Origin of the sequence: Fulvimonas yonginensis (genome assembly GCF_037137055.1) — a bacterium.
Taxonomy (GTDB): Bacteria; Pseudomonadota; Gammaproteobacteria; order Xanthomonadales; family Rhodanobacteraceae; genus Frateuria_A; species Frateuria_A yonginensis.
This window is the reverse complement of record NZ_JBBBNY010000005.1, coordinates 30,331-55,676: the sequence shown is the minus strand read 5'-3', so window position 1 is coordinate 55,676 and position 25,346 is coordinate 30,331. Positions and strand designations below refer to the sequence as shown.

The 25,346-nt window shown below is 68.6% G+C and carries 17 protein-coding genes and 2 tRNA genes; 8 read left to right on the top strand and 11 right to left on the bottom strand.

Annotated features, from left to right (window positions below; translation table 11 throughout):
- Positions 1 to 229 precede the first annotated feature (229 nt).
- From WAT24_RS09215 to WAT24_RS09205, 3 genes are all read left to right on the top strand, one after another.
- A complete protein-coding gene (locus WAT24_RS09215; protein WP_336807560.1) occupies positions 230 to 1,411 on the top strand; it encodes an efflux RND transporter periplasmic adaptor subunit in 1,182 nt (393 codons plus the stop codon).
- A gap of 12 nt (positions 1,412 to 1,423) precedes the next feature.
- Positions 1,424 to 4,597 carry a multidrug efflux RND transporter permease subunit gene (locus WAT24_RS09210; protein ID WP_336807559.1) on the top strand — a complete coding sequence of 1,058 codons (3,174 nt, stop codon included), beginning with the start codon at positions 1,424 to 1,426 and terminating at the stop codon, positions 4,595 to 4,597.
- A 479-nt stretch (positions 4,598 to 5,076) separates the two neighbouring features.
- A complete protein-coding gene (locus WAT24_RS09205) occupies positions 5,077 to 5,685 on the top strand; it encodes a ZIP family metal transporter (RefSeq protein WP_336807558.1) in 609 nt (202 codons plus the stop codon).
- Positions 5,686 to 5,848: 163 nt separating this feature from the next.
- Here the strand turns inward: WAT24_RS09205 and WAT24_RS09200 are convergent, their stop codons facing one another.
- On the bottom strand, positions 5,849 to 7,009 hold the full coding sequence (locus tag WAT24_RS09200; protein WP_336807557.1) for an acyl-CoA dehydrogenase family protein: 1,161 nt from the start codon (positions 7,007 to 7,009) through the stop codon (positions 5,849 to 5,851).
- A gap of 235 nt (positions 7,010 to 7,244) precedes the next feature.
- Here WAT24_RS09200 and WAT24_RS09195 point away from each other — a divergent pair, with 235 nt between their 5' ends.
- The 3 genes from WAT24_RS09195 to metH all read left to right on the top strand — a co-directional run bounded on the left by WAT24_RS09195 (position 7,245) and on the right by metH (position 12,127).
- Positions 7,245 to 8,171 (top strand): ArsR/SmtB family transcription factor, encoded by a 927-nt coding sequence (locus WAT24_RS09195; RefSeq protein WP_336807556.1) that lies wholly within the window; start codon positions 7,245 to 7,247, stop codon positions 8,169 to 8,171.
- Between the two features lie 28 nt (positions 8,172 to 8,199).
- Positions 8,200 to 9,273: a homocysteine S-methyltransferase family protein gene (locus tag WAT24_RS09190; protein ID WP_336807555.1), complete on the top strand. Its 1,074-nt coding sequence runs from the start codon at positions 8,200 to 8,202 to the stop codon at positions 9,271 to 9,273.
- A 166-nt stretch (positions 9,274 to 9,439) separates the two neighbouring features.
- Complete coding sequence (gene metH, locus WAT24_RS09185; protein WP_425605286.1) at positions 9,440 to 12,127, top strand: methionine synthase; 2,688 nt, start codon at positions 9,440 to 9,442, stop codon at positions 12,125 to 12,127.
- Positions 12,128 to 12,140: 13 nt separating this feature from the next.
- Here the strand turns inward: metH and WAT24_RS09180 are convergent, their stop codons facing one another.
- Positions 12,141 to 12,470: a lipid-A-disaccharide synthase N-terminal domain-containing protein gene (locus WAT24_RS09180; protein ID WP_336807553.1), complete on the bottom strand. Its 330-nt coding sequence runs from the start codon at positions 12,468 to 12,470 to the stop codon at positions 12,141 to 12,143.
- A 117-nt stretch (positions 12,471 to 12,587) separates the two neighbouring features.
- Here WAT24_RS09180 and WAT24_RS09175 point away from each other — a divergent pair.
- Positions 12,588 to 12,662, top strand: a tRNA-Val gene (locus WAT24_RS09175).
- Positions 12,663 to 12,719: 57 nt separating this feature from the next.
- On the opposite strand, the gene WAT24_RS09170 is transcribed toward WAT24_RS09175, so the two are convergent.
- The 8 genes from WAT24_RS09170 to WAT24_RS09135 form a co-directional block, all read right to left on the bottom strand.
- Positions 12,720 to 13,307, bottom strand: coding sequence for a GspH/FimT family pseudopilin (locus WAT24_RS09170; RefSeq protein ID WP_336807552.1), 588 nt, complete (start codon positions 13,305 to 13,307; stop codon positions 12,720 to 12,722).
- Positions 13,304 to 13,717 carry a DUF4124 domain-containing protein gene (locus tag WAT24_RS09165; protein WP_336807551.1) on the bottom strand — a complete coding sequence of 138 codons (414 nt, stop codon included), beginning with the start codon at positions 13,715 to 13,717 and terminating at the stop codon, positions 13,304 to 13,306. The genes WAT24_RS09170 and WAT24_RS09165 overlap by 4 nt, the downstream gene beginning before the upstream one ends.
- Before the next feature lie 14 nt (positions 13,718 to 13,731).
- Entirely contained in the window at positions 13,732 to 14,148 is a 417-nt protein-coding gene (locus WAT24_RS09160) for a type IV pilin protein (RefSeq protein ID WP_336807550.1), read from the bottom strand.
- 10 nt (positions 14,149 to 14,158) lie between these two features.
- On the bottom strand, positions 14,159 to 19,726 hold the full coding sequence (locus WAT24_RS09155) for a pilus assembly protein (RefSeq protein WP_336807668.1): 5,568 nt from the start codon (positions 19,724 to 19,726) through the stop codon (positions 14,159 to 14,161).
- Positions 19,727 to 19,746: 20 nt separating this feature from the next.
- Positions 19,747 to 20,424, bottom strand: coding sequence for a PilX N-terminal domain-containing pilus assembly protein (locus WAT24_RS09150; RefSeq protein WP_336807549.1), 678 nt, complete (start codon positions 20,422 to 20,424; stop codon positions 19,747 to 19,749).
- Entirely contained in the window at positions 20,421 to 21,500 is a 1,080-nt protein-coding gene (locus tag WAT24_RS09145; RefSeq protein ID WP_336807548.1) for a PilW family protein, read from the bottom strand. Before WAT24_RS09145 ends, WAT24_RS09150 begins: the two co-directional genes overlap by 4 nt.
- Positions 21,501 to 21,511: 11 nt before the next feature.
- Complete coding sequence (gene pilV / locus WAT24_RS09140; RefSeq protein WP_336807547.1) at positions 21,512 to 22,015, bottom strand: type IV pilus modification protein PilV; 504 nt, start codon at positions 22,013 to 22,015, stop codon at positions 21,512 to 21,514.
- A 128-nt stretch (positions 22,016 to 22,143) separates the two neighbouring features.
- Positions 22,144 to 24,036 (bottom strand): diguanylate cyclase, encoded by a 1,893-nt coding sequence (locus WAT24_RS09135; protein ID WP_336807546.1) that lies wholly within the window; start codon positions 24,034 to 24,036, stop codon positions 22,144 to 22,146.
- 212 nt (positions 24,037 to 24,248) lie between these two features.
- Here WAT24_RS09135 and WAT24_RS09130 point away from each other — a divergent pair.
- Positions 24,249 to 24,324, top strand: a tRNA-Thr gene (locus WAT24_RS09130).
- 53 nt (positions 24,325 to 24,377) lie between these two features.
- On the opposite strand, the gene ispH is transcribed toward WAT24_RS09130, so the two are convergent.
- The gene (ispH, locus tag WAT24_RS09125; protein WP_336807545.1) at positions 24,378 to 25,340 is read right to left on the bottom strand and encodes a 4-hydroxy-3-methylbut-2-enyl diphosphate reductase; all 963 of its coding nucleotides are present in this window, start codon (positions 25,338 to 25,340) and stop codon (positions 24,378 to 24,380) included.
- Positions 25,341 to 25,346 lie beyond the last annotated feature (6 nt).

Genomic DNA, 25,346 nt, shown 5'->3' with positions numbered 1-25,346 from the left:
TTCGCGCCCATCCCGTTCGTCGCATGCATGAGGGCCGACCTGCGAAGACCGTGGCCGTGGCCGCTGGCAAAATGTAAACTGGTCGGTATAGTTGCGCGTTGCATGTCGCCGGAGCCCCCGTTCCGGCCGGCGCTGCACGACCAACGGCACTGGGTCCGCGTCCCGGCCGTCCGTATGCTCGCCCGCTTCGCCGCCCCCCCGATCACGAAAAAGAAGAACTGGAGTCCGCATGAAGACCACGACACTGCGCACGTACGCACTGTGCCTTGGCCTGCTCGCCCTGGCCGCGTGCGGCAAGGGCAAGGAACAGGGGCCGCCGCAGATGCCGCCGCCCGAGGTGGGGGTGATCACGCTCAAGGCGCAGAACGCGCCGCTCACCAAGGAGCTGGTCGGCCGCCTGTCGGCGTTCCGCCGTGCCGACGTGCGCGCGCGCGTGCCCGGCGTGCTGCTCAAGCGCACCTACGAGGAAGGCACCGACGTCAAGCAGGGACAATTGCTGTTCGAGATCGACCCGGCGCCGCTGAAGGCCGCCGTCGGAGCCGCGCAGGCCGCGCTGGCGCAGGCGCAGGCCAGCTACACCAACGCCAGGATCAACGCGCAGCGCGCACGCGAGCTGGCGCCGAAGGGCTACGTCTCCAAGGCCGACCTGGACAACGCGCTGGCCGCCGAGCGCAGTGCCGCCGCCGCCGTGCAGCAGGCGCGCGCCAACCTCAAGTCGGCACAGATCAACCTGGGCTACGCCGAGGTGCGCTCGCCGATCGACGGTCGCGCCGGCCAGCAGCAGGTCACCGAAGGCGCACTGGTCGGCCAGGGCGACGCCACCCTGCTCACCACCGTGGAACAGATCGACCCGCTGTACGTGAACTTCACCCTCAGCGTGGCGGAGCTGGCCCAGCTGCGCCAGGCGCAGGGCAACGGCAACGTGTCGCTGGCCGGCAACGACAGCACCAAGGTGCGGGTGAAGCTCCCCGACGGCAGCGTCTACCCCGAACCGGGCACGGTCGACTTCTCCTCCACCTCGGTCGACCCGGCCACCGGTGCGGTGCAGCTGCGCGCGCGCATCCCCAACCCGCAGCACCTGCTGCTGCCGGGCATGTACGTGACCATGGACGCCTCCCTAGGCCAGCGCCACAACGTGTTCCTGGTGCCCCAGGCGGCGGTGCTGCGCGACACCGTGGGTGCCTATGTCTACACCGTCGGCGCCGACGGCAAGGTCGCGCGCCGCGACGTCGACGCCAGCGCGATGGACGGCGGCGACTGGATCGTCACCAGCGGTCTGAAGGCCGGCGAGCAGGTGATCGTCTCCGGCGTGCAGAACGTGAAGGAAGGCGCACCCGCCAAGGCCACCCCGTGGCAGCCGCAGGCGCCGGGCAAGGCCCCGGCCGCCGGCGCGCCGGCGGCCGGCAGGTAACGGAGTCCGACCATGCCGAGTTTCTTCATCAACCGCCCGATCTTCGCCTGGGTGGTGGCCATCCTGATCTCGCTTGGCGGCGTGCTGGCCATCCTCAACCTGGGCGTGGAGTCCTATCCGAACATCGCACCGCCCTCGGTGACGGTGAACGCCAACTATCCCGGCGCCAGCGCGGAGACCACCGAAAAGGCGGTCACCCAGGTGATCGAGCAGCAGCTCACCGGAATCGACCACCTGCTCTACTTCAGCTCCTCCTCCAGCGCCAACGGCCGCGCCAGCATCACGCTGACCTTCGAGAGCGGCACCGACCCGGACATCGCCCAGGTGCAGGTGCAGAACAAGGTCGCGCTGGCGACGCCGCGCCTGCCCTCGGAGGTGACCCAGCAGGGCGTCGTGGTGGCCAAGGCCAACGCCGGCTTCCTGATGGTGGTGGCGCTGAAGTCGGACAATCCGAACATCGACCGTGACCGCCTCAACGACATCGTCGGTTCGCAGGTACTGGACCAGATCTCGCGCGTGCCGGGCGTAGGCAGCACCAACCAGTTCGGCTCCGAGTACGCCATGCGCATCTGGCTCGACCCGGACAAGCTGCACGGCTACAGCATGTCGGCCAGCGAGGTGCTGGCGGCGATCCGCGCGCAGAACGTGCAGTTCGCGGCCGGCTCGATCGGTGCCGACCCGGCGCTGCCGGGCCAGGGCTTCATGGCCACGGTATCCACCGAGGGCCGCTTCACCACGCCCGAGCAGTTCGCCAACATCATTTTGCGCGCCAATCCCGACGGCACCACGGTGAAGCTCGGCGACGTGGCCCGGATCAGCTTCGGCCCGGGCAGCTACGGCTTCGACACCAGCGTCGACGGCAAGCCGATCGGCGCCTTCGCGATCCAGCTGCTGCCCGGCGCCAATGCGCTCAACGTGGCCACCGCCGTGCGCGGCAAGATGGACGAACTGGCACCGAGCTTCCCGCCCGGCGTGAGCTGGTTCAGCCCGTACGACAGCACCACCTTCGTGCGCATCTCCATCGACGAGGTCGTGCACACCCTGGTGGAGGCGATCATCCTGGTGTTCCTGGTGATGCTGCTGTTCCTGCAGAACATCCGGGCCACCATCATTCCCACGCTGGTGATCCCTGTGGCCCTGCTGGGCACCTTCCTGGGCATGCTGGTGCTGGGCTTCACCATCAACCAGCTGACCCTGTTCGGCATGGTGCTGGCCATCGGCATCGTGGTGGACGACGCGATCGTGGTGATCGAGAACGTCGAACGCATCATGACCGAGGAGAACCTGCCGCCGAAGCAGGCCACGCAGAAGGCGATGGGACAGATCACCGGCGCCGTGGTGGCGATCACGGTGGTGCTGACCGCGGTGTTCGTGCCCTCGGCGCTGCAACCGGGCGCCACCGGCATCATCTACCGCCAGTTCGCGCTGACCATCGCGGTGTCGATGGGTTTCTCGGCCTTCCTGGCGCTGTCCTTCACGCCGGCGCTGTGCGCGAGCTTCCTCAAGCCCGAACACCACAAGAAGAAGAACCTCGTCTTCCGCAAGTTCAACGATCTGTTCGCGTGGACCACGCGCACCTACACCGGCCACGTCGGCGGCGCGGTGCGCCATGCACCGCGCTGGATGCTGGTGTTCGTGCTGATCGCGGTGCTGGCCGGCTTCCTCTACACCCGCCTGCCCGGCAGCTTCCTGCCGGAGGAGGACCAGGGCTACGCCATGTCGGTGATCCAGCTGCCGCCCGGCGCCACCAAGCAGCGCACCCACGAGGTGATGGAGCGCATGCTGACGATCCTGCACAAGGATCCGGCGGTGGACACCGTGCTGCAGGTGACCGGCTTCAGCTTCATCGGTTCGGGCGAGAACGCCGGCATGGCGTTCATCAAGCTCAAGGACTGGTCCGAGCGCGACGTCACCGCGGCGGAGTTCATCCAGCGCGCGAACCAGGCGCTGTTCCAGATCCGCGATGCGCGCATCTTCGTGGTCAACATCCCCACGGTGCAGGGCCTGGGCCAGTTCGGCGGCTTCGACATGTACCTGCAGGACCGCGCCGGCCTGGGCCGCGCCGCCCTGACCCAGGCGCGCAACACGCTGCTGGGCAAGGCCAGCCAGGACCCGCTGCTGACCGGCGTGCGGCCGAACGCGCTGGAGGATTCGCCGCAGCTGCACCTGGACGTGGATCGCGTGCAGGCCCAGTCGATGGGCCTGTCGGTGAGCGACATCTACAACGCGATCGGCCTGATGCTGGCGCCGGTGTACGTCAACGACTTCACCTACGCGGGCCGCGTCAAGCGCGTGATCATGCAGGCGGATGCGCCCTACCGCATGAGCCCGGATGCGCTGCAGCACTTCTTCACGCCCAGCACGCAGACCACCGCCTACGGCACGCCGGAGATGATCCCGCTGTCCAACGTGGTGCACACCGACTGGCAGATGGGCTCGCCCTCGCTGACCCGCTACAACGGCTACGCGGCGGTGGAGATCGTCGGCTCGCCGGCGCCGGGGCACGCCTCGGGCGAGGCCATGGCGGAGATGGAGAAGATCGTCACCAACGACCTGCCGCAGGGCTACGGCTTCGACTGGACCGGCCAGTCCTACCAGGAGATCCTCTCCGGCAACACCGCCACGCTGCTGATGGTGCTGTCGATCCTGATCGTGTTCCTGGCGCTGGCCGCGCTGTACGAGAGCTGGTCGATCCCGGTGTCGGTGCTGCTGGTGCTGCCGCTCGGCCTGCTCGGCGCGGTGGTGTTCACGCTGGTGCGCGGCCTGCCCAACGACATCTACTTCAAGATCGGCCTGATCACGGTGATCGGCCTGGCGGCCAAGAACGCCATCCTGATCGTGGAGTTCGCGGTGGAGCAGCAGGCGCACGGCCGGACGCTGCGCGAGGGCGTGATCGAGGCGGCGCGGCTGCGGTTGCGGCCGATCCTGATGACCTCGCTCGCGTTCATCCTGGGCGTGTTCCCGCTGTTCGTCTCCACCGGCGCCGGCGCCAACGCCCGCCACGCCATCGGCACCGGCGTGATCGGCGGCATGCTGTTCGCCACCTTCCTGGGCCTGCTGCTGATCCCGGTGTTCTACGTGGTGGTGCGCCGCCTGCTCGGCGACCGGCTCGACGGGGACGGTCCGGCGCGACCGGGACTCGAAGGTCCGCATACCTTCGATTCGGACCCGCGTCGCGGGCACTGACGCCTGGCCGGCAAAGCCCGGGCATGCGCGCCCGGGCTTTGCCGATGATGCTCACAGGATTGGCAGCAGCCCCTCCACACGAGGCGCTGCTTGTTGCCGTCGACCACAACGCAGCGGCTGAGCCGTTCGCGTGCCCCCGGCTTCATCTCGCCGCGCGAACGTGGTTCGTCACCGACCCAGCGGGTCTCTCACTGCCGGCACGAGTTCTTGCGCACCACCGACGCTCGTGGTGACCGCCGCGATCGAACTGTGGGTGCGCCTCCGGCGAAGGAAGCGGCCAGCGCTGCTGCTCGGGTCGCCTTTCAGGATGTCATTGACACTGCGCCCACGGCGTCGTTGGTGAGCTTCCCTGGCAACGAACGAACGGGAGCCTCATGCTCGGAACGGTTCTGCTGTATGCGTTGGCGCCGTTCCTTGCGATGGCGGGCGGTGGCTTGTTCGGTGCCTGGAGGCCGACCTCGTCACGGCTGGGAAGCGCGATGCAGCACTTCGCGGCGGGGGTGGTGTTCTCGGCGCTGGCCGTGGAGATCCTGCCCGACATCATGCATCGGCGCGCACCGCTGGCCGTACTGGGCGGCTTCGCCGCGGGCGTACTGTTGATGCTCGGCCTGCGCATCGCCGGCTGCCGCATGGAAAAGGTGAGCCACAGCCCGATCGGCATGACGCTCGTCGTGGGCACCGATGTCCTGATCGACGGCCTGCTGATCGGGATCGCCTTCGCCGCCGGCGCGCGGGAAGGCGCCCTGGTGACGGTCGCACTCGCGATCGAGATGGTGTCGCTGGGCCTGGCGACGGCCGCCTCGCTGGCGCGTGCCGGCGCGAGTCGGACTCGCAGCATCGTCAGCACCATGGTCCTGGCCCTTCTGCCGATGGCCGGCGCGGTGGCGGGCAACCTGCTGCTGGCTGGCCTGAGCGATCGATGGATGGAGGCCGTGCTGGCGCTGGCCGCGGCGACGCTCCTCTATCTGGTCACCGAGGAACTGCTGGTGGAGGCGCACGAAGTGCCCGAGGCGCCGTGGATGACGGCGCTGTTCTTCGCTGGATTCATCGCCCTGCTGCTTCTGGACATGGCGACCCCGGCCGGCTGAAGCTGCGCAGCGCCGAGATGCGGGCGAGCCGGCCGGCACTCACCGAGCCGGCCTTCCAGGGGCGACCGCGCCGAAGATGGCAGCCCCATTCGCCTCATCATCCGGTACGACTCCTTCACACGCCCTTTCCCACGCAGGGGAGAAGGCATGGAAGGCGCGGCGCTCAGCGCAGGCCGGTCTCGTTGCGGGCGATGACGATGCGCTGGATCTCGCTGGTGCCCTCGTAGATCTCGGTGATCTTGGCGTCGCGGAAGTAGCGCTCCAGCGGCATCTCCTTCGAGTAGCCCATGCCGCCGTGGATCTGCACCGCCTGGTGGGTGATCCACATCGCCGCCTCCGACGCGGTGAGCTTGGCGATCGCCGCCTCGGTGCCGAAGCGCCCGCCGGTCCGCTCCGCCTCGCCCTTGGCCCAGGCCGCGCGCAGCGTGAGCAGCGTGGCGGCGTCGAGCTTGCACTTCATGTCGGCGATCTTGGCCTGGGTCATCTGGAAGGTGCCGATCGGCGAGCCGAAGGCCTTGCGGTCGCGCGACCACTGCAAGGTCGCTTCATAGGCCGCGCGGGCGATGCCCACCGCCTGCGAGGCGATGCCGATGCGCCCGGCATCCAGCACGCCCATGGCGATGGCGAAACCCTTGCCTTCCTGCCCGAGCATGTTCTCCTTCGGGCAGACGTAGTCGTTGAACTCGATCTCGCAGGTGGCCGAGGCGCGGATGCCGAGCTTGGGTTCGGTCTTGCCGGCGTGGAAGCCCTTCTTCTGCGTGTCGATGATGAAGGCGGACACGCCCTTGGCGCCCACCCCCGGCGTGGTGATCGCGAACAGCACGATGTAGCGCGCCACCGGACCGGAGGTGATCCAGCTCTTCTTGCCGTTGATCACCCAGTCGCCGTCGGCGTTCTTCACCGCGCGGGTATGCATGTTGGAAGCGTCGGAACCGGACTGCGGCTCGGTCAGCGCATAGGCACCGATGGCCTCGCCCGAGGCGATCGCGCGCACGAAGGTCTGCTTCTGCTCCTCGGTGCCGTGCTTGAGGATGCCGTTGCAGAACAGCGAGTTGTTCACCGACATGATGGTCGAGGTGGCGGCGTCGGCCGCGGCGATCTCGATCATCGCCAGCACGTAGGCAATCGGGTCCATGCCGGCGCCGCCGTACTCGGTGGGCACCTCGATGCCCATCAGGCCGAGCTGGCCCATCTCGCGGATGTTCTCCAGCGGAAACTCGCCCTTGGCGTCCAGTTCGGCGGCCACCGGCGCAATGCGCTTCTGCGCGAAGTCGCGGGCAATCGACTGGATCGACAACTGGTCTTCGGTGAAACGGAAATCCATGGGCGGCTCCAAGACTTGGCGAAGCCCGCTAGTTTAGCCGATCACATGCGACCCGGCCGCCGCGCCCAGGGTAGGAGCGGGCCTGCTCGCGATACCTTTTGCCCCGTCGCCCGTACGGACAAGCGGATTGCGAGCAAGCTCGCTCCTACCTGACCGGAGTCGGCCACGCCGCCCTTGACGCCCTCCGCCGCGCCGCCTAGCCTATCCATCTTCGCATCGCGATAAAGGGATGGAAATGGATCTGGCAACTGCCTCCGGCGTCCTGCGCCTGCTGGCCGACCCGACCCGCGTCCGCCTGCTCGCTCTGCTGGAACGCGAGGAACTGACCGTGGCCGAGCTCGCCCAGGTGCTGCACCTGGCGCAGCCGCGCGTGTCCACCCACCTGGCCAAGCTGAAGGAAGCGGACCTGGTGCGCGATCGCCGCGCCGGCGTGTCGGCCTACTACCGGGCCAACAACGAGGGCGGCTCGCACCCGCACGCGCTGCTCGCCTCGCTGCGCGAGAGCATCGACGACGCGCTGCTGCGCGAGGATGCCGCCCGCCTGCCGGCCGTGCTCGCCAACCGCGCGCGCGCCGAGGGCTGGGCCGACACCGTCGCCGGCGACATGGAGCGCCACTACTCACCCGGTCGCACCTGGGAGACCCTCGCCCGCTCGCTGCTGCAGTTGCTGGAGACCGGCGACGTGCTCGACATCGCCTCGGGCGACGGGATCACCGCGGAATTGCTGGCGCCGCATGCGCGCTCGATCGTGTGCGTCGACTCCAGCGAGCGCGTGGTGGCCGCCGCGGCACAGCGCCTGAAGGCCTTCCCCAACGTGGAGCTACGCCAGGGCGACATGCACGCGCTGGAACTGGGCAAGCGCCGCTTCGACCTGGTGCTGATGCTGCATGCCCTCACCTACGCCGAGCGCCCGGCGCAGGCGGTGGCCGAGGCGGCGCGCGTGCTGCGCAGCGGCGGACGCCTGCTGGCGGTCACCCTGGGCAGGCACGATCACCGCGCCGCAGTCGCCCCGTTCGATCACCGCAACCTGGGGTTCACCCGCGAGGAGCTGTCGCGCTTCGCGACCGCGGCGGGGCTCACCGTGTCCAGCTGCGTACGCCTGAGCCGCGAGCGCAAGGCGCCGCATTTCGAGGTGATCAGCCTGCTGGCGCGCAAACCCTGAGCGAGACACCACGCATGCCGGACTCCCCATGAGCATTCTTCCCTGGCTCCACCCCCAGCGCGTCGCCCGCCTCGAGCAGGCCTTGCGCGAGCGCATCCTGATCCTCGACGGCGCGATGGGCACCATGCTGCAAGGTCACGCGCTGGACGAGGCGGGCTTCCGCGGCGAGCGCTTCGCGCACGGGCACGACCGCGCGCACGCGCACGCCGGAGGCTGCGACCTCAAGGGCAACAATGATCTGCTGAGCCTGACCCGGCCGGAACTGATCCGCGGCGTGCACGAGGCCTACCTCGAGGCCGGCGCGGACCTGATCGAGACCAACACCTTCAATGCGACCCGGATCAGCCAGGCCGACTACCGGCTGGAGCACCTGGCCTACGAGCTCAACCTGGAAGGCGCCCGCCTGGCGCGCGCCGCCTGCGATGCGTTCGAGGCGAAGGATCCGGCCAGGCCGCGCTTCGCCATCGGCGTGCTCGGGCCGACCAGCCGCACCGCCTCGCTTTCGCCCGACGTGAACGACCCCGGTTTCCGCAACGTGAGCTTCGAGGAGCTGGCCGCCAACTACGGCGAGTCCGCGCGCGGCCTGGTCGACGGCGGCGCGGACATTGTCATGGTCGAGACCATCTTCGACACGCTCAACGCCAAGGCCGCGCTGTTCGCGCTGGCGGAACTGTTCCGCGAACGCGGCGCGCGCGTGCCGGTGATGATCTCCGGCACCATCACCGACCGCTCCGGCCGCACGCTGTCGGGCCAGACCGCCGAAGCGTTCTGGTACTCGGTGCGCCACGCGCGGCCGCTCGCCGTGGGCCTCAACTGCGCGCTCGGCGCCGCCGACCTGCGCCCGCACGTGCAGATGCTGGCGCAGATCGCCGAGTGCTACGTGAGCGCACACCCCAACGCCGGCCTGCCCAACGCCTTCGGCGAGTACGACGAGACGCCCGCGCAGATGGCCTCGGTGATCGGGGGCTTCGCCCGCGACGGGCTACTCAACCTGGTCGGCGGTTGCTGCGGCACCACCCCTGCGCACATCTCGGCGATCGCCGAGGCGGTGCGTGGCTGTGCGCCACGACGGCTGCCCAGCGCCGAACAGGAGGCTGCATGAGCGCCTCGGCGCAGCCCCCTCTCCGCTCCGGGGAGAGGCTCGGGGTGAGAGGCCAGCCTGGCGATGTCCCGGCATCCCGGCCCGCTCTATCGACCCTTCCCGCAAACCCCTCCCCCTCACTCCAGCCCTCTCCCCGACAGGCAGAGGGAGCAGAAGCCGCAAAAGCATGACCACCATCCGCTACACCCGCCTGTCCGGCCTCGAACCGCTGGTCATCACGCCCGACCTGCTGTTCGTCAACGTGGGCGAACGCACCAACGTCACCGGATCGGCCCAGTTCAAGAAGCTGATCAAGGAAGAGCGCTACGAGGAAGCCGTCGAGGTGGCCCGCCAGCAGGTCGCCAACGGCGCGCAGATCATCGACGTCAACATGGACGAGGGCCTGATCGATTCGGAAGCGGCGATGATCCGCTTCCTCAACCTGATCGCGGCCGAGCCCGACATCGCGCGCGTGCCGGTGATGGTGGACTCGTCCAAGTGGAGCGTGATCGAGGCCGGCCTGCGCTGCCTGCAGGGCAAGGGCGTGGTGAACTCGATCTCGCTGAAGGAAGGCGAGGCGGTGTTCCTCGAGCACGCGCGCAAGGTGCAGCAATACGGCGCGGCCGTGGTGGTGATGGCCTTCGACGAGCAGGGCCAGGCCGACACCTGCGAGCGCAAGGTGGCCATCTGCACGCGCGCCTACGAGCTGCTCGTGCGCGAACTGGATTTCGCGCCCGAGGACATCATCTTCGATCCGAACGTGTTCGCCATCGCCACGGGCATCGAGGAACACAACAACTACGCGGTGGACTTCATCGAGGCCACCCGCGAACTGCGGCGCCGCTTTCCGGCCTGCCACGTGTCCGGAGGCGTCTCCAACGTCTCCTTCGCGTTCCGCGGCAACAACGTGGTGCGCGAGGCGATCCATTCGGTGTTCCTCTACCACGCCATCCGTGCCGGCATGGACATGGGCATTGTCAACGCCGGCGCGCTGGCGATCTACGACGACCTGGACCCGGAGCTTCGGGGGCGCGTCGAGGACGTGGTGCTCAATCGCCGCGCCGACGCCACCGAGCGCCTGCTGGAGATCGCCGAGCGGTACAAGGCGCGCAAGGGCGAGGCGGCGGTCGAGAACCTCGCCTGGCGCGACAAGCCGGTGCGCGAACGCCTGGCGCACGCGCTGGTGCACGGCATCGACCAGTACGTGGTGGAGGACACCGAGGAGGCGCGCCGGCAGTGCGCGCGTCCGCTGGACGTGATCGAAGGCCCGCTGATGGACGGCATGAACGTGGTCGGCGACCTGTTCGGCGCCGGCAAGATGTTCCTGCCGCAGGTGGTCAAGTCCGCCCGCGTGATGAAGAAGGCCGTGGCCTACCTGCTGCCCTACATCGAGGCCGAGAAGGCGCGCACGGGCGACACCGGCAAGTCCAACGGCAAGATCGTGATGGCGACGGTCAAGGGCGACGTGCACGACATCGGAAAGAACATCGTCGGCGTGGTGCTCCGGTGCAACAACTTCGAGGTGGTCGACCTCGGCGTGATGGTGCCGGCGCAGAAGATCCTGGACACGGCGCGCGAGGAAGGCGCCGACCTGATCGGCCTGTCCGGCCTGATCACGCCCTCGCTGGAGGAGATGAGCCAGGTCGCACGCGAGATGCAGCGGCAGGACTTCCGCATTCCCCTGCTGATCGGCGGCGCCACCACTTCGCGCGCGCATACCGCGCTCCGGATCGAGCCGCACTACAAGGCGCCCACCGTGTGGGTGAAGGATGCCTCGCGTGCGGTCGGCGTGGCGCAGTCGCTGGTCAGCCGGGAACTGGTCGACGCCTTCATGGCGAAGATCCGCGCCGAATACGCCGAGATCCGCGAGCGGCACCGCAACCGCGGCCCGGGCAAGCAGCTGGTGCCGCTGGAGAAGGCGCGCGCGCAGCGCTTCACCTGCGACTGGGCGGCCTACGAGCCGCCCCGGCCGGCCCGGCCCGGCCTCACCGTGTTCGACGACTACGACCTGGCCGAGCTGCGCGCCTACATCGACTGGACGCCGTTCTTCCAGACCTGGGAGCTGGCCGGCCACTACCCGGCCATCCTCGACGACGAGGTGGTCGGGCGGCAGGCCAGCGAGCTGTTCGCCGACGCGCAGCGCATGCTCGACCGCGTCGTCGCGGAGAAGTGGCTCACTGCCCGCGCGGTGATCGGCTTCTGGCCGGCCACCAGCGTAGGCGACGACATCGAACTGCACCTCCCTTCCGGGGAGACGGTGGTGCTTCACCATCTGCGCCAGCAGGCCGACAAGCCGGTCGAGCGCCCCAACCTGTGCCTGGCCGACTTCGTCGTGCCGAAGGAGCACGGCAAGCGCGACTGGATCGGCGGCTTCGCGGTGACCGCGGGCCTTGGCATCGGGAAACACCTGGAGCGGTTCCAGGCCGACCACGACGATTATTCGGCGATCCTGCTCAAGGCCCTGGCCGACCGCCTCGCCGAGGCCTTCGCCGAGCGCATGCACGAGCGTGTGCGGCGCGAATTCTGGGGCTACGCGCCGGACGAGGCGCTCGACAACGCGGCATTGATCGCCGAGAAGTACCGTGGCATCCGGCCTGCGCCGGGTTATCCGGCCTGCCCCGACCACACCGAGAAGACCACCCTGTTCCGCCTGCTCGACGCGACCGCCAACGCCGGCATCGAGCTGACCGAGGGCTTCTCCATGTACCCTGCCGCCGCCGTGTCGGGCTGGTACTTCGCCCATCCGGAAAGCCAGTACTTCGTGGTGGGGCGCCTCACCCGCGAACAGGTGGACGACTACGCCAGGCGCAAGGGCTGGACGCGCGAGCAGGCCGAGCGCTGGCTCGCCGCCAACCTGGACTACGATCCGGAGTGACCGGGCCGGGCGGTCAGGGGTTGTCCGAGCCGCCCGGCACCACCGTTTCCGCCCGGCGCTGGCGCAGGTGCGCGAACACGTTGTAGACCGAGACGAACATCGGGAACGCGGTCTGGATGATGCCCACCGAGTCGTTCTTGCCCCAGATGAAGTAGACCAGGGTGAGCAGGCTGCCGCTCACCGACAGGTACCAGAACATCATCGGCACCACGACCTTCTTCTGCTTCTTGGTCGCGTAGAACTGCACGAACCAGCGCGCGGTGAACAGGAAGGTGCCGAGATAGCCGATCAGCTTCCACGGCGTGATCGTGACCAGGTGCAGGTGGGTGAGCGTCTCGTGCATGGTGGCATCGTCGGCAGGGAATCGGGCGATTGTAGCAACGGCCCCACCGGCCTCTCCCGCGCCTTCACCCGTGCTTGACCGCCATCGGGCGAGTCCGTATAGTTGCGCGCTCCCGGCGGGCGGTTAGCTCAGCGGTAGAGCACTGCCTTCACACGGCAGGTGTCGCAAGTTCGATCCTTGCACCGCCCACCATCCGGATACGAAAAACCCGGCCTCGTGCCGGGTTTTTCTTTTTCCCGTCGGGCGCGGTCAGCTGCCGCAGCTGCCGCCCGGGGCGATCCGGCGCACCGAGGGGCGCCCGGAAGCCGAAAGCAGCACCTCGGCGCCCGGGACGCGATCGGTGCTTTCGCCCACGGTCGCACCGGCGGGCAGCGGGCAGACCAGGAAGCTCAGCGCCTGGTTGCCGAGGACCGAGCCTTCCTGGTTGAAGCCGACCGAGGTGACGGCGGCACCGGTGCCGTTGACCAGCCGGATGCTGACGTCCCGCGTGGAAGGGGCCACGCGCAGCACTTCGTCGCCGCTGCCGAAGCTCGCCGTGGGGCCCGGCGCGGTTTCCCGGTACACCACCCAGCCGTTCTCGAAGGCGTTCGTGCCGGTGCACGCGGTGCCGTTGGTGCTCGCGCACATCATGCCGATCACGTGCCGCGTGGCGGCATCGGCGCGGGCGTACTGCAGATCGGCCAGCACGGCGTTGGCCTGCGAGGTGACGGCGCTGCGGCGCATGAAGTCGCGGAAATTGGGCAGCGCGATGCCGGCCAGGATCGCCAGCACCACGATCGCCACCAGCAGTTCGATCAGGGTGAAACCGCGAGAACGCGCGCGCTTCGGCTCGATCATGGCTTGCCCCCGTTGTCGCAGAACTGCGAGACGCGCTGCTGCGCTCGCAGCCTGGCCTGTTCACGTTGCTCGGCGTCGAGCTTGGTGGCGACGTCCGGACTGTCGCCGCTCACCACCATGCGCCCCTGCGACAACACCTTGAGGTCGTTGCGCGCGGCTTCGCAGGACTGCCGCCGGTATGCGGCGGTCGCCTGTTCGAACTGCTGCGCCGACCCGGCCGCCGCCGGCGGCTGTCCGGGCGCGACCCGGGCGGCGCCGGTGCCGCCGACCTTGACCGCCTCGGCCCGCTGCCCGGCAGGCGGCGTGGCGCTGAAGTGCACGGTGCCGGAAGCGTCGGTCCACTTGTAGTAGGTGTCCTGCGCCGACGCCGCGGCAGCCGAGCAAGCCAGCAGCACGCCGAGGAGCAGCATCCCGCCACGCATGCTCAGCGCCCCCAGCACTTGGGGTCGTTGGTAGTGGATCCGGTCGAACCCTGGCGGCCGGCCTGGTCGAGGGACAGCGTCTGGCACGACTTGTCGTCCCGCTGCTGCGTGCCGACGGCGGTGGCCACCACGCTGAAGGCGGTGGTCGAGGTTTTGGCCGGGTCGATGGCGACGGTGTAGTAGCTGCCTGCCATGGAACTGCTGGCGCCCAGATCGCTCAGGTTCTTCGTGTAGGTATTGTTGCTGTAGAGGTAACGCTCCTGGCGCGCTGCCAGATCGGTCAGCGCGCGCTGGGCATCGACGCGGTGCGAGCGCGTGACGTAGTTGCGGTAGGCCGGGACGGCCACCGCCGCCAGGATGGCGACGATGACGACCACGACCATCAGCTCGATCAGCGAAAAGCCCTGCTGCCTGCGCATGCCGTTGTCCTTACTTGTCCAGGGGTTCGTGCCAGGAGATCTCGCTGCTCAGCACCGACTTCAGCGTGGTGATCTCCTTGCAGATGATGGCACCGGTCGAAGTCTGCACGCAGGCGGTCAACTTGCGCTGGCCGGTACCCTCGCCGATGTGCAGGCTGGGCGGCGCCGGCAGGCCCGGCCCCATGTCGGTGGAACGGTTGACCACCTGCTTGCCGGCACCGGCGCCGGTCCCGGCCGAGGTACCGAAGAAGGCGAGCGTGGGGCTGGCGGTGCCGCTCTTGTAGTTGAGCCCGTACAGCGCGCCGCGGCCCACGTCCGTGCAGGTGTCGGTGCCGGGGAAGAAGGTGGTGGTCAGCAGCACGCCGCCGAGCAGGCTCTGCGAGCTGACCACGCGTTCGGACGGCGTGGTGTCGGTGCCGGTCGGCGCCGTGAGGTTCAGATACCAGCCCAGACGCGAGGCGCTGTCGAAGCTGCCGAGCAGTTTGTCGAACGTGTCCAGGGCGTTGCCGCTGGCATCCGTGCCGCCGTTGGTCACCGTGCTGTCGGTGTTGACCGCCACGCCGGTCACGTCCACCAGGTCGGACATCGACAGCGGCAGCGCCTTGTACTGGGTGTCGGTGCTGGACAGCAGCGAGGTGTCGATCAGCCCCACGATCTTCTGCTGCTGCGTGGAGGCCAGGTCGAACTTGGTGTAGGCGCGGCCGGTGCCGAAGAACACCATCGGCGCGCCGCGGTCGTTGCGTCCCACCGTCGGGCGCACGGTCACCGGGCGGTTCAGATCCGACAGTATCCGCTGCGACGTCCAGTTGGCCGGATCGGGATCCTGCGTTCCGCCGTTCATGAAGTTCAGCTTCCACAGCGAGCCGCCGAAGCCGCTGCTGCCGTTGTCCTTCACGCTGCCGAAGTACAGGCCTTCGGACCGACCGTCGAGGTTGAAGTCCGAGGCGATCAGGTCGCCGGCGAAGCTCGCCGCACCCGGGGTCGGGTCGCTGCCGTCGGACGGCGCGCCGATCGTCTTGAAATCGAACACCTTGGCCGGCGTCGCGGACGGCGTGACGCCCGCCCAGTTCATCATGTCGTAGACGCGGATCTTCAGCGAGGTCGAGGCCGCGGCATTGCCGCCCTCGGTGGTTCCCACGCCGCCGTTGTCGGTGGTGCCCGAGCCGGTGAACAGGAAGAACTTGTTCGGGCTGCCCGAGGTGCTGTCGCGGAACATTGCCGCCGCCGGAATGGACGAGGTATAGGTGTCGACCACCTTGGTGATGTCCACGCACGAGGGCAGGTGCCACGCGGTGTTGCTGTCGCAGGCGGCCGTCGCGTCCGACAGGGAGGTATTGGTGAGCTCCGCCAGCAGCACCGGCGGCTTCTCCGGGTTGGTCACGTCCAGTACCGCGTAGGCGGAGAACGAGTTCTGCCGCGCGGGCCGGGTGGCATCGGTGGAGGTATCCACCGAGATCGGCCCGCCGCCGAAGCGGAACGGCACGATCAACACCGTGCCCCACCCCTCCGGATGGTCGGTGTCGTTGGAGAAGATCTTGACGTCCTGCGCGATCGGGCTGCCGTCGACGTAGAAATTGTGCTTGTAGTTGGGGTCGGCCAGCCAGCGCAGGTGCGGCAGCAGGTTGCCCGGCACGTAGGCCCACATCTCCCCGCCGAGCGGATCGTTGGTCACCGAAGTGCCGTCGGTCGGCTGGCGCTGCAGCTTCTGCTCGCGCGAGTTGTAGAAGCCGGCGTTGAAGGCATGCAGCATGCCGTCGTTGGCACCCACGTAGATCACCTGGCGGCGCGCGCGGTAGTGGTCGCGGAACCGGCCGTAGCTGGTGTCGCCGTACAGCAGGTCGAAGGCCTCCGAGGGTGTACCGACCACCACCGGGGTGGAGTCGACGATGTCGCCCAGGCGCAGCACCCGCAGCGTGCCGTCGTTGTTGTAGTCCACCGTGCGCGAACGCCAAAGCTTGGTGCCCTTGCTGTCGGTGTCGGGCACCTCGTAGCCGCGGATCCAGGCGACGACGCGCTTGGCCACGTACGGATCCTGGGTGTTGAGGTAGCGGAAGTTGCCGCTGTAGGTGGTGCTGCTTCCGGTCACCTTCTTGTCGCCGTAGAAGCCGCTGCCGGCGCTGGTGCCGCTGAACACGAACGGCTGCTGCTCGCCGCTGTCCACCACGCCGTTATGATTGGCGTCGATCCAGGTGAAGATGTAGCGCCCGGACGTGCTGGTGGTGGCGTAGGTGCGATTGCTGCTGGTGAAGTCGGACGCGTTCACGCCGGTGTTGAGCGAGGTGGACCACAGCTGCTTCTGCGCGCTCCAGACCGTCTGCAGTTCGTCCAGCCCGTGATCGGTGATGATCGCCTTGCTCTTGTCGAACACGGTCACGGGCGAGCCGTCCGCGTTGGCCGGCATCACCTCGCGGTGGAACTTGGTCTGGTTGTCGTTCGGGTCGAAATAGAACTCCACGACGGGATCGACGTCGTAGCCGTCCAGCACGGCGTTGCCGTCGGCGTCCAGGCCGTTGCCGTTCTCGCGCAGGCGGCCGTAGCTGTCCGTCCACAGGCCGTTGAGCGTGCCGTTCCATGCCGCCTTGCGGTCGTTCGAGTCCTTGCGCTCGGCCTGGTAGAGCGCCTGGTAGACCAAACCTACGCCCTTGGCGCTGTTGGCGACGACCGCCGCCGCGGTACCCGACCCGGCGCGCTTGAGGATGGCATCGAAGGTGCGCGCGAGGCGGTTGGCCAGCTGCGCAGGGTTGCGTACCAGGAAGTAGTTGTCCGGCTGGCCGTCGCTGCCGTCGGCGCCCGTGTCGTTGACGATGGCATCCCACTCGGGCGAGGACTTCTGGTCGGGCTTCTTGTCGCCATTCTGGTCGGAGAAGCCGCCGTACTTGGCCGCATAGAACAGGGGGTTGGGCAGCACGACCTGCTCGGCCGGACCGGTCGAGAGCTTCTCCACCGACGGTGCCCCCCAGGAGGTGGCGCCGCCGATGCTGCCGTACAGCAGGCTGCCGTCGGTGCCACCCGGCCTGAGTACCGTGAAGGTGGCGCCCGGCATCTGCTGGCCGTTGCCGGCGTTGTAGGCGCCGCCCGCGGTGTAGCCGGTCTGCAGGGCGTTGCCCGCGTAGGCGGCGAGCACCTCGGTCCGCACCAGCATCTGCTGGTCGTTCTTGGGGATGTTGCCGCCGTTGCAGGAGTTGGAGGTGGTGCCTTCGCAGATGTCGGGCACGCCGTCCTTGTTGCCGTCGTAGCTGCACGCCGAGCCACGGCAGAAGCTGAGCATCTCGATCAGGTCCTGGTCGTGGTCGTTGCCCCACTGCGAGTCTTCCCACACCACCAGGAAACTGCCGGTCACCGGGCCGTGGGCGTCCGACTGCGTGGGCAGGCCGAACACGTGGCACGGCCCGGTCGTGCTGGTGCCGCAGGTGCCGGGGTTGCTCGGCGCCGTGCCGCTGACGACCTTCAGCCAGTCGCTCTGGGAGAGGTTGGCGGAGGTCTGTCGGCCGACCACCAGGTTGCCCAGGTAGCAGCTGCGCCAGCCCGACGAGCTGTTGAGCTTGGCCGTTCCGTTGTTGTTCGCCTGGCAGTCCGGGGTGATCGAGATCAGGTCGTACTGCGTGTTGTTGGTGGCGACCGGGACCTCGAAGGTGGGCAGGGTCTCGGCCAGCGCGATGGCGTAGGTCTGCACCTTCTGCTCGCCGGTGAGGTCGGGCCGCAGGTCGGTGGTCCAGGCCTTGTACGCCAGGCCGGCCAACTGGTACCCACCCTCCAGCGAGGGCACGTCGGGGCAGATGCCGAAGGTCTGGTTCAGATTGGTGACCGCATGCGGCGCGCAGACATCCTGATAGGTGGTCGAGTCGAGCGGCCCCTGCCGGCCGACCAGGTACTTGAGCGGCTGACCGGCCACCACGGTCGTGTCGAGGCCTTCCAGCTGGCCGACCTGGGTGGTTGCCGGTCCCGCCTCCATGGAGAGCCCGACGGTCGGGATCTCGTCGCTGTCGAACGAGTCCAGCCCGGTGGTGATCATCACGATGCTGCAACTGGCGCAATACGCGTTGCCGCCGTCTTCAGGCTTGCGATAGGGATCCAGCCAGTTGGCCGAAGGGATGCCCAGCAGCGAGCCCCCCTTGGTGAACAGGCCGGTCGGCACGTCGCCGCCGGCGGCCGTGGTGCCCTTGATGTAGCGCAGCGCCTCGGCGTACATCTCGGCCAGCGGGTTGCCGGAATCCTTGCAGGCGTAGGCGTTGCCGCTGGTGGAGCCCGGGTCGATCAGGTGGCCGTTGGCGCCGGACACGTCGCGCGCCAGGATGCCGTAGGTGGGGCAGTCGGTGTAGTTGTCCTTGGACGGGTCCCAGGAGGTGATGCGGAAGCGGCGCAACGTGTTGATGATGCCCTCGTTGCCATCCCCCTGGTTGCAGAACTGGCCGGTCTGCAGGTTGACCTCGTCGACCTTGCCGGTCGAGGGGCTGTAGGTGCAGGCCACGCCGGCGGTGTTGCCGGCGAACAGGCCGATGTTGCGGCGGAGTACGCCACCGGCGCGCGGCGCGGTGTAGCTGCCGGTGATCAGGCCGAAGCGCATCGCGCCGTTCTGGCCGTAGCGCTGCAACAGACCCCACGGCTTCCAGTGGGTGATGGAGCCGGTCGAGGTGGGCTCGACGTAGTCCTTGCAGAAGCTTTCGCGCACGGTGGCGGTCGGCGACGGATCGCAGACCTCCACGCGCATGGTGAGCGTCGCCAGCCTGTCGCTGTTCGCGGAAGCGTCATCGTAGGGGTTGAGGTCGGCGGGCACCCGGTAGCCCAGCGGCTGGGACGAATCGGGCGTGGCGTAGGCGGCCAGCGCATCCTCGCGCCACATGCACTGCTGGCGCGCGGTCGAGGCCCAGTTGTAGAAGGCGCCCTTGGCCACCCGCAACTGCGGCTCGCTCGAGGGCGTCGGCGACACGTTGCACATCGAGAGGCCGCCGGCGGCCTGGGTGGTGGTGTACGGCGTGTACAGGTTGAGGTCCGAGCCGGTGTAGACCTTGGCCCAGGCGTGCAGGTCGCTGGGGATGTAGGAGCGCTCCAGCACGGTGCGGTCCGGATCGTCGACGTAGCGGTTGCCGCCGTAGAGCACCTGGCGCAGCACGTCGATGCGGCTCATGCTCGCCCAGTTCAGGAAGTTGCCGCTCCAGGTCGTGCCGTCGCACTGGTGGTTGGTGGCATCCAGCGTGGCCTTGAACTGGCCGCTGGCGTAGGCGTAGCAGAGGTTCGGGTCGAAGTAGCCCGAGTAATCGAATCGGTTCTGGTAGGTGCGGTCGATGACGCCGTCGCCGTCCAGGTCGGTGTAGTCGGTGTAGGCCTTGATGTAGAGCTGCTCGTCGCGCGACATCACCAGCATGACCAGCGGCGGCACCGAGCCGATGTTGAGCAGCGGATAGGCGGTGTAGTTGTCCGCGGTGGCCGCGCCGCCGTCGCTGGTGGTCGAGATGGGGGTGTCCAGCCCGACGCCGGCCGTTGCGCTCGCGGCATGGGCCGGGGGCACGTAGCCGATGCCCGCGGCGACGGTCACCAGCGCCAGCCCGACGACGTTCAGGAAAAGCCTGCCGAATCGCATATTCAAGTCCCCTGCCCGCATCAGTTGCGGATGGCCTGGCGGTACTGCGCCATGGTCACGGCACGCCCGTTGCCCGGGACGGTGCCGACGCTCATCACTTCGAAGAACATGCTGCCGCCGCCGGCGGCGGCGCCACCGCCGATACCGCGGTAACCCGCCGCCTGCGCGCCGCCCGAACCCTCCGCCAGCACGGTACCGTCCGGCACGATCGAGATCGTGGCCGACACGTTGCGCGAGCAGCTGCTGCTGGTGACGTCGCACATCGACAGGATCAGGTCCGGATGCCAGGTGGAGGTGTCGTAGCGGTTCTCCGCCGGCAGCGAGCCGCAGCTCGGCTCCAGGTTGCCGTAGAACACGTCGAGCTCGCCCGAGCAGGTGGTCTGCAGGCCGTTCTTGAACGCGGTGAGCATCTGGTTGGCCAGCTCGAAGGTGAAATCGTCGTCCGGCAGCGTGCCGCCCAGCTGCACCGGCCAGCCGCGCTGGAACACGTGTTCGTCAAACACCGAGATCGGCACCGCGCGCAAGGTCTCGGAGGTTTCGAATGCCTGTTCCTGGCGGGCGACATTGGTCACCAGGCGCATTTCCATCAGCGTGCCGCGCATGGCGATCACCGCCACCAGCGAGAGCACGACCAGGAACACGAGGCCGACGAACAGCGCGATGCCTTGCTGGCGCGAGCGGGTCATGAGCGTAGTCATTCGGTAGCCACCAGCGTGCGGAAGCGGTTGCGCAGCTGCACCTGCTGGACCAGCTGCGAGCGGGCGAACTGCCAGGGCTTGCTGCCGGTCACGGTGAAATCGGGGCAGCCGGTGGTCACGGTCGAGCCCTGCCTGATCTCGTAGGTGCAGTTGCCCACGGCGTACGTGCCCAGGTGCGGCATCGAGATGTCACGCTGGGACGAGAGCGCGACCAGCCCCACGCTGACCGAGACCACGCGCGACCATTCATCGGCGGTCATCGCCGAGGCGTCCTTGTAGTTCGTCGGCACGATCTGGCTCGGGTCGGTGCCGGTGATGCCGTACCGGAACTGCAACTGCTCGATGCCCTCGACCAGCGGCTCCTCGCTCAGCGCGCCGCTGCTGTCCAGCCGCATGCGCATGAGCGTGGGGATCGGGTTGCCGTCGTCGTCGGCGGCGTCGCAGTGGCTGGCGTCGGTGCCGCCGCTCGGATCGCTGCACGGGCGCAGGTAGTACATGTCCAGGTGGTAGGGGTAGACGTAGCGGCCGATCGAGGCGGCCGGCGGCGTGGTGGGCACGCTGTCGCTACCGAGGAACAGCGCGGCCTGCTGGCCGACCGCCGAGACCAGGTAGACCTGCTTGGGCGCGGCGGAGATCGTGCTGCTGGCCGCCGGATCCATGCCGTCGGCATCCACGTAGCGCGTGACCAGCACGTCCGAGCCCTTCACGTAGTCGGCGTTGTCCACGCAGGAGTCGATCGGGAAGGTGGCGCCGCCCTCGTAGCCGTAGACGCCGTGCTGCGTATCCAGGATCCATGCCTGCGTGCAGTCGCCGCGCGCGGTGACCCCCGGGCTGCCGGTGACCGAGGCACCCTTGTTGCCGCCCCAGAAGTCGGCCATGCGCAGCGACCAGCCGATGCGGTCGGAGGCGAAGCGCACGTTCTGCTGCAGGATGTTGGCGCCCTGCTGCAACTGGTAGGACTTGCGGTTGGCGAGCAAGACCTGGATCAGGCCGGCGACCACGATCAGGCCCAGCACCACCGCGATCATCATTTCCACCAGCGAGAAGCCGGCGGCACGGCGACGCATCCCGGGCATGCGCGGGCTCCTCATGGCAGGAAGCTGAAGCTGTAGGTGCCGTTGTCGGCGGCGGTGAGCTGCTTGTCGCCGTTGAGGTCCAGCCCGTTCCAGGAGACCGTGACGGTGAAGGTGCCCAGGGTCGCGTCGCGGCTGACCCGTGCGGCGGGCGCGCCGACCGCGCCAATGGTGCCGGTTCCGATGCGGTCCAGCCACTCTTTCAGGTCGGTCTTGGCGCGGAAGCACGGCGCGTTGCTGGCGCACGCGGCCGGGTCGGGGGCGACCGAGCCGTCATACAGGTAGTAGCTGCTGCTGCCGTCGGCCGGGTCGACGCCCAGCGGGTTGGCGCGCATCGCGTCGGCCAGGCTGCGGGCCTGGATGATCGCGTTGGTGCGGGACCCGGATTCCTTGGTGAACTGCGCGCCCTTGGTCTGCAGCAGGGCCAGGCCGAGCATGCCCACGCCGAACACGACGATCGCGACCATCACCTCGATCAGCGATATGCCGCGCTGGCCGCGCGGTGCATGACGATTCATTCCAGCCCCCTCCCGGATTGAGCCGACGCAAGCATAGGCCAGCATGCCGCCGACACCATGGCCGCGCTGACGAAAGGCGCCAATTTTCCGACGAGCGGCGCTGCGGCCGCATCCGGATGTGGACTGGGTCACACCGTCAGGGCGCGGGTCAGGGCCTCGCTGCGGTTGCGGCCGGCGTCCTTGGCGCGATACATGGCGGTATCGGCCCGGCGCACCAGCTCCGGCAGGTCGTCCACCTCGTGCTCGACCTCCGCTGCACCGAGGCTGGCGGTGATCTCCAGTCCGGGCGCCAGGTTCGCCAGCGGCAAGGTCTCCACCGCGCGCCGCAGCCGTTCGGCGATCGGCATGGCGGCATCCAGCGAGGTGCCCGGCAGCACGATGAGGAACTCCTCGCCGCCCAGGCGCCCGACCATGTCCTGTGGGCGCAGCACCTGCCGGCAGGCCTGGGCGACGCGCACCAGCACCTGGTCGCCCACGGCGTGGCCGAAGGCATCGTTCACCGCCTTGAAATGGTCCACGTCCAGGACCACGACGCTGAGCGGCGCGCCCTGGGCACGCGCCTCGGCCAGGGCCTGGCGCGCGAGCTCCTCGATGCGGCGGCGGTTGGCGATGCCGGTCAGCGAGTCGGTCATCGCCATGCGGTGCAACCTGCGCGCTCGGCGGAACTCGCGTGCGGCGAGCCACAGCAGCAACAGCATGAGTACGCCGCCGAGCACCAGTGCCAGCCGCTGCCAGCGGCGCACGCGCTCCAGCGACTGGAGCTGCTGCTCCTTCAGCGCCCGGTCGGCGGCCAGCCGCCGGTTCTCCTGCTCGCGCTGCGCCGTCTGGAACTGGTAGTTCATGAGCGTGGCGTGGTCAGAGTGCGCCTTGCGGTCCAGCGCCTTGTGCACCTTCACCAGACGGCGCAGGTCGGCCGCCTCCGCGCCGAGGCGGCCGAGCGCCTCGTAACTGCGTGCGCGGGCATCGAGCAGCTCGGCCAGGTAACGCAGGTTGCCGCTCTGCTGCAGCAGCTTTTCCGCCTGCGCGAACTCGTCGAGCGCCTGCGCGTGCTGGCCCAGCCCTGCATGGGCCTCGGCGGTCTGCAGCAGCACCATGTCACGATTGGAGCGGTCCCCCATGCGCTCGAATCCCGGCTTGGCCAGCGCCAGCTCGGCGAGCGCCTTCGCGTAGTGCCCCTGCAGGTTGTAGGTCTGGGCCAGGCCGAGGTGGATGCCAGCCGCCTGCCACTGGCTGTCGGTCGCCCGCGCCAACGCCAGCGCCTTGCGGAAGTGCTGCTGGGCCGCCGGCTGGTCGCCCGATTCGCTGTCGAGGAAACCCAGTTGCATGTGGGCCGCCAGTTGCTGCTGGCGGTCGTGCCGTTGTTCGCCGATGGCCAGCAGCTTGCCCAGGTAGTCACGCGCCTGGGTCTCCTCGCCCAGCCGGCGGTAGGCCACCGCGATGTTGAACAGGTTCTGCTCGCTTTCGCTGGGTGCACCCACGCTTTCGTAGAACTTCTGCGCCTCGAGGAAATCCACCAGCGCCAGCGCATGCTCCCCCAGCAGCGATTGCACGCTGCCGCGCCAGGTCAGCCCGTCGGCGACCAGACGCTGGTTCTCGTGCCTGCGCGCCAGCTCGATGCCGGCTTCGTAGTCGGCCAGCGCGTCCCGGGGCGTGGTGAGCGCCTCCTGGTTGGAGCCGCGGCAGAAATGGAAGTTGACCTCCGCCTCGACGTAGCCGATGCGCCGGGCCGCCTGCAGGCCCTTCTCCGCATAGGCGATGCCCTCTTCCGGCGGGCCATTCAGGCCGAGCACGCAGTAGAGGTACTCGTAGCGGAGCTCTCGCCGCGGGTCGCCGGCAGGAACCAGGCTCTTGATCTGCGCCAGCACCTTGAGCGTGCCGGCCCGCGTGTCGGGGGCGATCTCGCCGCGCTCCAGCTGCCCTGCCAGGCGATCGAACGCCGCCGCCTGGTCGGCAGGCGGCACTGCGCCGAACACGCGCCCCGTGGCGAGGCACAGCAACAGGATCAGCGCGAACCGCGGCATTGCTCGAAGCGTCGGTGTGGGCAAAGTTCGAAATCCGGTGGATGCGCTTTCCCTGGCGAGCTCTGGCGGTACTCCTGCCCGTAACGGCAGGTCGGGTCGTAACTGTAACGGCGTGCACTCCCCAATCGTCCGCGCCTCCGTCGATCCCCAAGCTTGCCATGCCCCGCGCGCTTGCGCGCGTCACGGCCGATCCGTAGAATTTCCGCCTCTTTGCCGGAATAGCTCAGTTGGTAGAGCGGCGCATTCGTAATGCGTAGGTCGTAGGTTCGAATCCTATTTCCGGCACCAGCCCAAGAAAAAAGGCCCGCATCGCGGGCCTTTTGTCTTGCCGTTCGTGTGGTTCAGAGGCTGGCGGGCACGCTGTCGCCGTCCAGGCGCAGCTCCCGTGGCAGCGCGAAGGTGATCGTCTCGGCCTCGCCGTCCAGCTCGCGGACTTCGCCCGCTCCCCAGGACTGCAGTCGCGCGATCACGTCGCGCACGAGCTTGTCGGGAGCGGAGGCGCCGGCGGTCAGGCCGATCCGTTCGACGCCCTCGAGCCAGGCGCGCTCGATCTGCTCGGCGCCGTCGACCAGGTAGGCCCGCACGCCCTGCTTCTCGGCCAGCTCGCGCAGCCGGTTGGAGTTGGAACTGTTGACCGAGCCGACCACCAGCACCAGGTCGACCGCGTCGGCGAGCCGGCGCACGGCATCCTGCCGGTTCTGCGTGGCGTAGCAGATGTCGTCCTTGCGCGGCCCCTCGATGGACGGGAAGCGCTCGCGCAACGCGGCGATGATCGCCTTGGTGTCGTCCACCGACAGCGTGGTCTGGGTGACATAGGACAGCTGCTCCGGGAAGCGCGGCGCCAGCGACGCCACGTCGCCGACCGACTCGACCAGCAGGATCTCGCCCGGGTTGGTGCTGTTCCACTGACCCATGGTGCCTTCCACCTCGGGATGGCCCGCATGGCCGATCAGCACCACGCTGCGCCCGGTGCGGCCCAGCCGCGCCACCTCCATGTGCACCTTGGTGACCAGCGGGCAGGTGGCGTCGAACACCTTGAGCCCGCGTCCGGCCGCTTCCTCGCGCACCGCCTGGGAAACGCCGTGCGCGCTGAAGATCACCGTCGCGCCGTCGGGCACTTCGTGCAGCTCCTCGACGAACACGGCACCGCCGGCACGCAGCTTCTCGACCACGTAGCGGTTGTGCACCACCTCGTGACGCACGTAGATCGGTGCGCCGTAGGACTCCAGCGCGCGCTCGACGATCGCGATGGCGCGATCGACGCCTGCGCAGAAACCGCGGGGGTTGGCGAGGAGGATGTCCATGGGCGT